9 protein-coding genes are annotated in these 10969 nt (G+C 74.4%); 4 read left to right on the forward strand and 5 right to left on the reverse strand.

What is annotated here, in order from left to right; all coding sequences use genetic code 11:
* Positions 1-82 precede the first annotated feature (82 nt).
* The 3 genes from AB0K10_RS16925 to AB0K10_RS16935 are packed head-to-tail and all read right to left on the reverse strand — an operon-like array spanning position 83 to position 4193.
* Complete coding sequence (locus AB0K10_RS16925) at positions 83-931, reverse strand: DUF3152 domain-containing protein (protein WP_363684351.1); 849 nt, start codon at positions 929-931, stop codon at positions 83-85.
* Between the two features lie 5 nt (positions 932-936).
* The gene (locus AB0K10_RS16930; RefSeq protein WP_363684353.1) at positions 937-1911 is read right to left on the reverse strand and encodes an alpha/beta hydrolase; all 975 of its coding nucleotides are present in this window, start codon (positions 1909-1911) and stop codon (positions 937-939) included.
* Positions 1912-1934: 23 nt separating this feature from the next.
* Positions 1935-4193: a hypothetical protein gene (locus AB0K10_RS16935; protein ID WP_363684767.1), complete on the reverse strand. Its 2259-nt coding sequence runs from the start codon at positions 4191-4193 to the stop codon at positions 1935-1937.
* A gap of 1524 nt (positions 4194-5717) precedes the next feature.
* Here AB0K10_RS16935 and AB0K10_RS16940 point away from each other — a divergent pair.
* Positions 5718-6356 carry a TetR/AcrR family transcriptional regulator gene (locus AB0K10_RS16940; RefSeq protein ID WP_039909051.1) on the forward strand — a complete coding sequence of 213 codons (639 nt, stop codon included), beginning with the start codon at positions 5718-5720 and terminating at the stop codon, positions 6354-6356.
* A 62-nt stretch (positions 6357-6418) separates the two neighbouring features.
* Positions 6419-6646 (forward strand): DUF3107 domain-containing protein, encoded by a 228-nt coding sequence (locus AB0K10_RS16945; protein WP_266246431.1) that lies wholly within the window; start codon positions 6419-6421, stop codon positions 6644-6646.
* Positions 6647-6721: 75 nt separating this feature from the next.
* Here the strand turns inward: AB0K10_RS16945 and AB0K10_RS16950 are convergent, their stop codons facing one another.
* Positions 6722-7162 carry a ferritin-like fold-containing protein gene (locus AB0K10_RS16950; RefSeq protein WP_363684355.1) on the reverse strand — a complete coding sequence of 147 codons (441 nt, stop codon included), beginning with the start codon at positions 7160-7162 and terminating at the stop codon, positions 6722-6724.
* Between the two features lie 266 nt (positions 7163-7428).
* On the opposite strand from AB0K10_RS16950, the gene AB0K10_RS16955 reads away from it, so the two are divergent.
* Together AB0K10_RS16955 and AB0K10_RS16960 are read left to right on the forward strand one after the other, a co-directional pair.
* Positions 7429-9138 (forward strand): DEAD/DEAH box helicase, encoded by a 1710-nt coding sequence (locus AB0K10_RS16955; protein ID WP_363684357.1) that lies wholly within the window; start codon positions 7429-7431, stop codon positions 9136-9138.
* Positions 9139-9226: 88 nt separating this feature from the next.
* On the forward strand, positions 9227-10381 hold the full coding sequence (locus tag AB0K10_RS16960; protein ID WP_363684359.1) for an SAM-dependent methyltransferase: 1155 nt from the start codon (positions 9227-9229) through the stop codon (positions 10379-10381).
* Positions 10382-10429: 48 nt separating this feature from the next.
* Here the strand turns inward: AB0K10_RS16960 and AB0K10_RS16965 are convergent, their stop codons facing one another.
* Complete coding sequence (locus tag AB0K10_RS16965; protein WP_363684361.1) at positions 10430-10873, reverse strand: hypothetical protein; 444 nt, start codon at positions 10871-10873, stop codon at positions 10430-10432.
* Positions 10874-10969 lie beyond the last annotated feature (96 nt).

Raw genomic sequence — 10969 nt, forward strand, 5'->3', positions numbered from 1 at the left:
TGCCAGATATTTCGGGTGATTCTCCCGCTTTTACCACCATTGACGCAATGTGCCGGGGTCCCGGCGCTATGCACCCGAACGGTCAGAGAGCCGGCCCGGTGTAGCGCCGACCGTCGACGTACGGCCACGGGTTGACCCGGCACCCGTGCAGGAAGAGGGTCTGCTGCATCATCACCGGCGCCGGACGACCCGCGCCGGGGCAGCGCTCGTGCCGGTGCCCGAGCTGGTGACCCACCTCGTGGTTGACCACGTACGTCCGGTAGACCGCCAGCGGCACGCCCGCCGACACGAAGTGCGGCACCGACAACCGCCACCGGTCCAGGTTGATGATCACCTGGCCGGGTGCCCGGCAGGACGTGTACGGCCGCCCGCCGATTCGGATGTCCACGCCGCCGTCGGCGCACATCCGGCCCGCCGTACGGGCGGTCGCCAGATAGACGGTGAAATCCCGGGGAGCGTCCCCCGGGACCTGCTGCAACCGCAACCGGCCGCTGTCGACCCAGCTCCCCGGCCCGGCGAGCGCCACCTGGACAGCCTGCGCGAACGCGGCGACGTCCTCGTTGCTGCCCGACTCGACCGCCACCCGGTAGCGGCGCAGCTGACCCGCCCGACCCAGCACCGGGCCGGCGCGGTCGTCGTGGCGGAACCGACCCGTCCCCGTGGTCGGCACCGCACCGGGCATCCGCAGCACCGGCGGCGGGGTCGCCGACGGACTGGGCGGCGCGGAGATGGCGGTCGGCAACGGATCCGCCGACGGCGGCAACGGCCCGCCCACCAGCGGCGGCGAGGCGACCTCCTCGGCGGTCAGCCGATCGGATGGCTCACCCGACCTCTCGGCGATCACACTCACCGCGGCGCCGACCGCCAGCACCACCGCCACCAACTGGGCGATCAGCGCGAAGCGTCGGCGGCGGCGAGCGGACCTGAACATCCTGGTCAGCCTGCCAGATCGGACGGCCGAACGGCCTCCTCCGTTTCGGCGAGCAGGCCGACCACCGCCCGGGCGACAAGCCGGGGAACCTCCAGCTGCGCCACGTGACCGACACCGTCGAGCATCAGCAGTCGGCTGTCCGGGATGACCCGCGCGGTCTGCGGCGCCACGCGAACGTCGACGAGCCGGTCCTGCCGGCCTCCCACCACAAGCGTCGGCGCGCGGACCGCCCCGGCGAGCCGCCACAGCGAGCCCGCCCCCGGCAGGTACGCCCGCAGGAAGCTGGAGACCAGCCCGCGAAACGTCCGGACGTACGCGGCCGCGTAGTGCTCCGCCTCGTACCGGACCCGGATCTCCTCCAACGCCTCGGCACGGCGCTGGGCGCAGATGCGGCTGAGGTCGGCGACGCACGCCTCCAACACCTGCTCGGCCATCACCTCGGGCGCGAGTTGGGTGAGATGCCGGGCGACAAGCCGCTCACCCCGGGGGATGACCAGCACGGGCAGCATCCGTCCCTGCAACGACCGCCGGAAGTCCAGGAAAGGCAGCGCCGGAGAGATCAGGGTGAGCGTACGAACCAGGTCGGGCCGCAGCGCAGCCACCTGGACCGAGACCGCTCCGCCCAGCGAGTTGCCGAACAGGTGGACCGGCCCCCGACCGGAGTGCTCGATCCACCGGATGACCAGGTCGGCGAAGGCAGGGATCGTGTAGCGCGGGCCCGGCTCGCTGCGGCCGAACCCGGGCAGGTCGATTGCCTGGCCGTCCAGCCGGTCGGCGAGCAGCCCGGCCAGGTCGGTCCAGTTCTGCGACGAGCCGCCCAGCCCGTGCACGTACAGCGCCGGCTCCGCGCCGACGGCCGTCGCCGGAGTGTCCCGCACATACGTGGTGACGCCGTCGAGGCGAACCTCCCGGCCCGGCCACGGCGGCGGGACACCGACCTCGGGGAGGAGATGGTCCGGCCAGAGGGAGGCGCGTTTCATCCTCCCAGTCTGCCTCGGACCACTCAGGACAGCAGCGCCTCCAGCCGACGGTTGACCGCCGCCAGCGTCGCCCGAACCACCGCCTGCCGCGGGTCGCCTGCCACCAGGGCGGAGCCGGCGAGCTGCTCGACCCAACCCTCGCAGACCAGCAGCACCACCACCGTGGCCACCTCACAGTTGCCGAACGGCACCACCGCCGCGTGCTCGACGAAGCAGCGGCCCCGCTCGGCGTTCTCGGCGCCGCGCAGCAACTCGTCCACGGCGGCGGCCGCGGCCACCGCACAGAGCCGCAGCACGTACCCGTCCACCGCCGGCCCGGTCGCGTACCCGGCGGCGTTGTCCTCGCCGGCCAGCAGCCGCACCTCCACGTTGGCGTCCAGACCGAAGGTGCTGACCTGCACGTGGTCGATGACCACGCGCGGCCCCAGCACGCCGCCGGTGTCCAGCGGCCGGGAGGGCGCCGACTCCGTCGTGGTCACCTGCCCGCCGGAGTACGACGTACCGATCGTTGCCGGGCTGCCGGTGGCCCCGCCGGTGGGCGCGGCCGAGACCGAGCCGGGTTCCTCGACCGTGGCGCGGCCCCGGTGCGGGGCGCCCGCCCGCCGTCGACGTGCGGCGTCCGGCCCGCCCCACTGCTCCAGGCCCGCCGGCGCGGCCTCGGCGGTACGCGGTTCCGCGCCGGTGTCGCCCGGCTCGGCGACCCGTGGCTCCGCGGCACGCGGCTCGACGGCGCGCGGCGTGGCGGGCCGCGGCTCGGCGGCGCGACGGCGGACCGGCGGGGTCGGCGTGGTGGGCAGGCCGGGCACGTTCTGCGGAGCGGCGGCGAGCCCCATCCGTTCCTGGAGCAGCCGGGCCACCTGTCGACTCACCTCGGCCGGGTCAGCACCGTCGGCCAGGTCCAGCCGGAGACTGTGCGCCCCGGCCGGCGTACGCCGCAGGGCCGCGTCCCGGACGCCCGCGACCTCCCGCACGGCGTCCAGGATGGCATTGACGTCGAAGCCCTCGGGACGCTCCCGCAACGGAGCGGGCTCGTCGTCGCGGCGCAGGTGGGTGGCGATGCGAGCGAGTTCGGGGGTTTCGGCGGGTGGCTCCACGGCTGGCGGCTCCGGCACAACGGGCACGTCCGGTTCCGCGGGGACGCGCTGCGGCAGCACCGCCGACGTGTCGGGCCGTCGACCGCCGCCGGCGGGCTCGGTCGGCGACGCCGGGTCGGGGGCGGATCGGCGAGCCGCGTAGGGAGGGGTGGACGCCGGTGACGGCTGGTCCTGGCGCGCCGGCCCGCTCGCGGCGGAGGCCGGACCGGTGCCGACCGAGGGGGGCGGAGGACCGGCGAGGGCAGGACCGCTCGCCGCCGGGGCGGCAGGTGTCGGCTCGGCGGGTGAGGCTTCGGGCGGCTCGGGGGTCGCTGGTCGGAGCCGGAACGGTGCGGTCGGCCGGATTGGCCCCGTCGACTCGCCCGCGTCGCTCGCCCGGGGAGAGGTCGCCGGCCGGGTGGCCGGCCAGGAGGGACGTTCGGCCGGAGCTGCCGGGATGCGCCCCTCGGACCAGTCGGGCCGCTCGGCCGCCACGGGCGTCGGCGATCCGCCGGCCCAGGAGGGCCGCTCGGCCACCGGACGGACCGGTGGTGCCGACGGCGGCGCATCCGTCAACGTCGGCGGTGGGCCGGCGGGCGCCGGTGGCGGCGAATCGACACGCGCGGGCGGATCGACAGGTGCCGGACCCGCCCAGGACGGGCGCGGGCCCGCAGGTGTGCCGACGGGTGTCGGATCGCCCGTCCAGGACGGACGCGACGGCGGGACGCTTGTCGGCGCCGGGTCCGAGCCGCCGGCCCAGGACGGTCGCGGCGGAGGCGGGAGGGCTGTTGCCGGGCCGGCCCAGGACGGGCGCGACGGCGGGGCGCTGGCCGGCGTCGGATCCGACCCACCGGCCCAGGAGGGGCGGTCAACGGCCGGCGGACCGCTGGTCGGCTCGGCACGGGCGACGCTGCCCGACGCTGCCCCAGCCCACGACGGGCGCTCAACGGCCGGCGGGCCGCTGGTCGGGGCGGGGCCACCGGCCCACGACGGGCGCTCAACGGCCGGCGGGCCACTGGTCGGCGCGGGGCCACCGGCCCAGGACGGACGGTCATCGGCCGGCGGGCCACTGGTCGGCGCGGCGCGGGCGCTGTCCGACGGCGACGCACCAGCCCACGAGGGGCGGCCGGCGGCCGGCGGACCACTGGTGGGGGTGGCGCCGGCCCAGGAGGGGCGCTCGGCGGCGGGCGAAGGGGTGCGTGGGGGCACGGGCGGGGCGCTGGTCGGGGTGGGGTCCGTGCCAGCCGCGCGGGGCGGGTCGGCCGGCGGGCTCACCGGGACCGGCGCGGCCCAGGACGGGCGGCCCGCGGGGAGGGTGCTGGTCGGCTCGGGCGTCAGTCCACCGGCCCAGGAGGGGCGCTCGGCCGGCTCGGGCCGGGATGCCTCCGGAGGCCCGCTGGTCGGGGTCGTGGCCGGAGGTTCACCGGCCCACGGTGGGCGCGTGGGCGTGCCGCGGTCGGCGTTCGCCTCGGCCTGGGGGGCGTCCCGGGTGACGTCATACGGACGGGGTGGCTCGGCGGACACCGGCTCGTACGGACGGGTCGGCTCGGCGCGCACCGGCTCGTAGGGCAGGTGGGGCTCAGCGGCCCAGCCCGGCGCGGACTCGTCCCGCGCCGTTCGGCCGGCCGGCTCGCCGTCCTGGCGGGACCAGGGCGGCGCCCACCCACTGCCCCAGCTCGGGCGGTTCCAACTGGGCCCGGACCAGTCCGGTTCGATGGAGGGAGACTCACCGGCTCGGTGCGTGTCTCCGGTGGGGCGCTCCGGCTCGGAGTCGTCGCCGCGCCCGGACTCGGCCGATGCCTCCGCTGCGAGCGGGGCCCGCCAGCCGTGCGACACGGCCGGTTGATCGTCGACGGCCGACCGTTCGCCGGTGGGCGCGCGGAGACCGGGCGGCACCTCGAAACCCGAGGCGGCCGTGCCGACGGGCGGCACCTGGACGGCTGCCGGTGCCGTACCGGGCATTCCGGGGTCGGCCCAGCGGAGGCTGCGCGGCGCGGCGGGATCGGTGGTGGAGTGCCGGGCCGGACCGGTCTCGGCATCGCCCGGCCCCTGCTCGACGACCGGCGCGGGACGCTGGGCGGGCACCACCAGCCGGCCTGCGCCCACGTCGGGCCGGTCCTCGACGGTCCGCCCGGGTGGCGCACTCACCGGTGTCTGGCGTGCCATCGAGGCCCCGCCGCCGAGGTGCGGGACGCCGTTGATCTCCGCATCGCCGTGGCGGACGCCGTTGAGCTCGCCGTCACCGTTGCTGTCGCTGTCGCTGTCGCTGTCGATCTCGGCCTCGTCATGGTGGACGCCGTTGGTGTGGTGGCCGTTGACCCGGGCCTGCCGCTCGGAGTCACCGACCAGCCCGGGCAGGGGCGCGGGCAGATCGCCGTGCCTGGTGGAGGAGGTGTGCCAACCGGCCGCGGGGGCGGACTGCCACGGTGGTGCCTGCTCACCGGCCGCCGCACGCCCGGCGGACGGGGACCACCCGCCCGTCGAGGGCGCCCATCCGCTGCCGGAGCGGGCCGGGTCGTCGTGCTGACCCGTTCCGTCACCGTGCTCTCCCGGGGTGGCGGCTCCGGGTTGCTCTGTTTCACTCACCGCGCGCTCCTTGGTCGCCCTCGCTGAGGTTACCGTGTGGGGAGAGTGGCGATAAGTTACAGCGGCGGGCCATTTCCACGACACGGTCGAGGGCCGTCCCGATCTGGGGGGAAAATGCCGGCCCGTACCGAGAACTCGGAGGATCCCATGACCGCTGTGGGGAACGGCGCACAGACCGCTGGCAGGCCCACCCGTCTGCCCCGCTCCGCGCGCCGTAAGCAGCTGCTCGCGGCGGCGCAGGAGGTATTCGTCGCGCAGGGCTACCACGCCGCGGCGATGGACGACATCGCCGAGCGGGCCGGGGTTTCCAAGCCGGTGCTCTACCAACACTTCCCGGGAAAGATGGACCTCTACCTGGCCCTGTTGGACACGCACTGTGACGCCATCGTCGCTCAGGTGCACGAGGCGATGCGCGGCACCAGCGACAACAAGGAGCGGGTCAGCGCGTCGGTGCGCGCGTACTTCGACTTCGTCGATCACGAGAGCGAGGCGTTCCGCCTCGTCTTCGAATCGGACCTGCGCAACGACCCGGCGGTGCGGCAACGGGTGGAGCGGGTCGAGCAGGGCTGCATCGCGGCCATCACCGACACCATCATCTCCGACACCGGCGTGAGCCGGTCGCACGCCGAACTGCTCGCCTCCGGGCTGGTCGGCGCGGCGGAGACCGCGGCGCAGTTCTGGCTGGCCGGTGGCCGGCAGGTGCCGAAGGCGGAGGCCGAGGCTCTGGTGGCGGCGTTGTCCTGGCGGGGCATCGCGAGCTTCCCGCTGCAAGGTGAGTCAGCCTGACCGCCGACCCCGTGATCGGATAGCCTTCGCAGGGCGGTTATCGCCCCAGTTGAGGAGGCACAGTGGAGGTCAAGATCGGCGTGCAGTACGCGCCGCGCGAGCTGGTAGTGGACAGCGCGCAGTCGCCGGCCGAGATCGAGCAGATCGTCACCGACGCCTTCGCCGGCAACGGCGGCACGCTCTCCCTGACCGACGAGAAGGGCCGACGGGTCATCGTTCCGGTCGAGAAGGTCGCCTACGTCGAGATCGCCGAGGCGTCCCCGCGATCGGTCGGTTTCACCGTTCGCTGACCGGTCCGGCCGTCGCGGCAGGTAGGCGCTTCCAGGCCACCTGCCGCGGGCCGGTTCCGCACCCGAGGGTGGCGGTCAGTTGTTCAGTCCGGCGACCGCCATCCGCGCGGTGTGCGCGGCGCTGAGCCTCCCGAACAGGCCCGGCACGTCGACCCGGTCGCCCCGCGATATCAGCGCGGTGAGCGCGGCCCGTTCGGCGGCGACGCGACCCGCCTGGGACAACGCCTCGCCGGCCAGCCGTCGGACCCACATGGAGAGCCGACCGGCCACCCGGGGATCGTCGGCGACGGCCACAGGGATCTCGGCGACGGAGAACTGGGCGTACCGGGAGTCGTGCAGCACGTTCAGCACCAGCGCGGTCGGGCTCGTCCGGCGCGTCGGCGATTCCCTGCTGAAGTCGTCGGTGATCGCGTCGCCCACGTACGCCTTGCTGACCATCTCCGCCCCGTCCCGCGCGTGGAGTCGTGGTACGCCACAACGGCCGCACCCAGGCGTCAACGCCTCCTCCGGCGGCACGCCCAGCGCGGAGAAAAGGTGTGGCGCAGGTCACATCCAATGGCCCCGCGTGGCGGCTGGCCGACCGGGAATCGGGACGTGAGCTCGCCTGTTCAGGTAGCATAGAGCAGTTGCCGTGGGCGCCGATCTGATCGAAGCTCAGCCCGCGGCGCGCGTGCGGCCCGGTCCGGCTCGGCAATCTGCCGCCGACCGTGTGGCCCGCGTCATACCGAACGCGCCCTGAGGACATGACGGGCGCACCCACGAGAGGGCACCCCCACATCCACATGAGCGAGCTGACTCAAGATCTGCTGGACGGCCAGGAACTGGCCCCCACCGCCCCGGTCCGACCCGAGGCTCCCACCTTCGCCGCTCTCGGCGCCCGCGAGGAGACCGTCGAGGCGCTGGCCGCGGCCGGCATCACCCGCGCGTTCGCCATCCAGGAGTACGCGATCCCGATCGCCCTGCGCGGCGTCGACCTCATCGGTCAGGCGCCCACCGGCACCGGCAAGACCCTCGGCTTCGGCGTACCGCTGCTCGACCGGGTCTTCGCGCCCGGCGAGGGCAGCGACGGCGTGCCGCAGGCGCTTGTCGTCGTCCCCACCCGCGAGCTGGGCATCCAGGTCGCCAAGGACCTGGCCGCCGCCGGCCGGACGCGCGGCGTCCGAGTGCTGCCGATCTACGGCGGTGTGGCGTACGAGCCGCAGATCGACGCGCTGCGCAAGGGCGTCGAGATCCTTGTCGGCACCCCCGGCCGACTGATGGACCTGCAGAAGCAGAAGCACCTCCGACTGGACCGCGTGCACGCGCTCGTCCTCGACGAGGCCGACCGGATGCTCGACCTGGGCTTCCTCGACGACGTCGAGAAGATCCTGGCGATGCTTCCGGAGGACCGGCAGACGATGCTGTTCTCGGCGACCATGCCGGACCCGATCGTCACCCTGTCCCGGCGCTTCCTGCGCCAGCCGATGACGATCCACGCCGGGCACACCGCCGAGACCGGGCCGTCGCCGCAGACCGAGCAGTTGGTCTACCGCACCCACTCGATGAACAAGGTCGAGGTGGTGGCACGCATCCTCCAGGCGGAGGGGCGTGGCCTGACCATGATCTTCACCCGCACCAAGCGCGCCGCCGACCGGGTCGCCGAGGATCTCGACTTCCGCGGGTTCGCGGTCGCCGCGGTGCACGGTGACCTCGGCCAGGGTGCCCGCGAGCGGGCGCTGCGGGCGTTCCGAGCCGGCAAGATCGACATCCTGGTCGCCACCGACGTCGCGGCCCGCGGGCTGGACGTCACTGGCGTCACCCACGTGATCAACTACGACTGCCCGGAAGACCAGGACACCTACACCCACCGGATCGGTCGTACCGGCCGGGCCGGGGCCACGGGCGTCGCGGTGACCTTCGTCGACTGGGACGACATGCCGCGCTGGCGGATCATTGACAAGACCCTCGGTCTGGAGATGCCGGAGCCGCCGGAGACGTACCACACGTCGCCGCACCTCTACACCGACCTGCACATCTCCACCGAGGTCAGCGGCACCCTGCCCACTGCCGAGCGCACCCGGGCCGGGCTGTCCGCCGAGATCGAGGAGGACCTGGGTGGGACGAACCGCTCCCGCCGGGGCGACAGCGGTGGCCGGGGCTCCCGACGCGGTGAGAGCCGCGGCGACGGCCGTGGTGAGGGTCGGGGCGAGCGCCGCGGCCGGGGCGACGGTCGCCGCGACCGCGCCGACGCCGGCACGTCGACGCCCGCCGTCGCCGAGGCACCCGCGGCTGACACAGCCGAGGAAGGCACCCGTACCCCGCGCCGCCGGCGTCGCCGCCGGGCCGGCGAGGCGGTCGCGGGCGAGCCGACCGCGGTGATCTTCGCCGACGCCGGTCCCACCGAGCCGGCCGCCACCGCGTCCGACGGTGAGCCGTCGAAGCCGCGCCGCCGTCGGCGCCGCCGTGGTGGCGGTTCCGACGCGGGTACGCCGGCCGAGGCGACCGCAGACTGACCACCAGCCACAACTGACATCCCCCGCACCGCCGCACGCGGCGCGGGGGATGTTCCCTTCTCCCACCCCACCTGCCGAAGATGGAACGATGCCGGAACCACTGGACGCCGCCCTGATCGAGATCCGGGCGTTGCTGCTCGACCCCGCGCTGACCCGGGCGGTCGCCGCCGGACGTCGCCGTGGCCGCCGTCCCACCGTTGAGCGGGCCGAACTGCGGCCGGTGACACTCAAGGCCGGGCCCCGAATGCAGATCACCACGTCCGATGGCGCTCGCCCGTACACCCGCAACATCGCGTCCGGTCCCGAGGCCGCTGCGGTTGTCGACGAACTGCTCGCCGAGCCGTTCGGCAACTGGCATGTGGAGACGACCGACGCGACCCTCCAGCTGCGGGTGACCAAGTCCGGCGAGGCGCAGGTGCACCGGGCCGCGTCGACCCGGCCGGCTGCGACGCCGGGCGGAAACGACCGGGCGAAGGACTACCTGCTCGACCCGGGCGATGAGATCTTCGCGGCGATCGGCGGCTCGGCGGCCAAGCGCCGCCAGGTCGACGCCTTCCTGCGAGCCCTGGCCGCGACCCTGCCCGACGACCTGACCGGCTCGCTGCGGGTGGTCGACCTGGGCTGCGGCAACGCCTACCTGACCTTCGCAGCGTACCGCTACCTGACCAGCCGAGGGCTGGACGTCGAGTTGGTGGGCGTGGACGTCCGCGAGGACCAGCGACAGCGCAACACCGAGTTGGCGCGGCGGCTGGGCTGGGCCGACAGGGTCAGCTTCGTCGCCGGCACGATCGCCGAGGCCGTTGTCGACCCCGCCCCTGATCTGGTGCTGGCGCTGCACGCCTGCGACACCGCCACCGACGAGGCGCTGGCCCGCGCGGTGCGCTGGGAGGCCCGCTGGGTGCTCGCCGCCCCGTGCTGTCACCACGACCTGGCCAAGCAGCTACGCGCTCAGCCCACCCCGGCGCCGTACGAACTGTTGACCCGGCAGGGCATCCTGCGCGAGCGCTTCGCCGACGTGCTCACCGATGCGCTGCGCGCGGGTCTGCTGCGGATGCACGGTTATCGGGCCGAGGTGGTGGAGTTCGTCGACTCCCAGCACACGCCCCGCAACCTGCTGATCCGAGCCCGCCGTAGCGGCGCCGGCGACCCACGAGGCACCGAGTACCGCGAACTCGTCGACCAGTGGGGGGTCACACCCCGGCTGGAGACCCTGCTCGCCGCCGACGAGCCGCCCGCCGCCTAGCGCCTGCGTCAAGCCCCTGGCCGGCCTGCCTCGACGATCGACCCGGTTTCACCGTCGGCGGTCGCCGTTGTTGCCCCGTTCCCGGCCGCCGGAGCGGTCGAAGACCGACACCCGGTCCCCGCTGGGGCGCAGAGTCGAGCGGTCGTCCTCGCTCGCGCCGCTCGGGAAGGGCACCACCTTTCCCGAGCTCTCGGCGTTACCGGCAGCCGTGAACGCGTTCCAGGAGATGTCGACGAGCAGCTTCTTCGTCTCGGCGTGCCGGATGGCGGCGTTGCGTTGCAGCGCCATCCGGGCACCCAGCACCACGCCGACCAGCGTGGTGGTGATCGCGCCGGTGGCGGCCAGCACGTGGGCGCCGGTCGCCGCGTCGGTGCGGAGCACCAGGATCAGCAGCCAGATCCAGAACCCGGCGGCGAAGACGCCGGCCTTGGCGACGAAGAAGAGGCTCACCGCACCGGGCTGGTGCGGCTGCGTACGGCTCGATTCGGCCATGGTGCTCCTCGACGGTGGTCCGGCGGACGCGGCAGGCGCGCGTGCGCCGTGCCGGGACGGGCACCGAGCTTACGGGAAGAACGATGACGATCGCTC

The sequence above is a fragment of the Micromonospora sp. NPDC049274 genome (assembly GCF_040678875.1).
Lineage (GTDB): Bacteria > Actinomycetota > Actinomycetes > Mycobacteriales > Micromonosporaceae > Micromonospora.

Coding starts and splice junctions, on each gene's coding strand:
- AB0K10_RS16925 (WP_363684351.1), bottom strand. CDS start 931: ATGTTCAGGTCCGCTCGCCGCCGCCGACGCTTCGCGCTGATCGCCCAG.
- AB0K10_RS16930 (WP_363684353.1), bottom strand. CDS start 1,911: ATGAAACGCGCCTCCCTCTGGCCGGACCATCTCCTCCCCGAGGTCGGT.
- AB0K10_RS16940 (WP_039909051.1), top strand. CDS start 5,718: ATGACCGCTGTGGGGAACGGCGCACAGACCGCTGGCAGGCCCACCCGT.
- AB0K10_RS16955 (WP_363684357.1), top strand. CDS start 7,429: ATGAGCGAGCTGACTCAAGATCTGCTGGACGGCCAGGAACTGGCCCCC.
- AB0K10_RS16960 (WP_363684359.1), top strand. CDS start 9,227: ATGCCGGAACCACTGGACGCCGCCCTGATCGAGATCCGGGCGTTGCTG.
- AB0K10_RS16965 (WP_363684361.1), bottom strand. CDS start 10,873: ATGGCCGAATCGAGCCGTACGCAGCCGCACCAGCCCGGTGCGGTGAGC.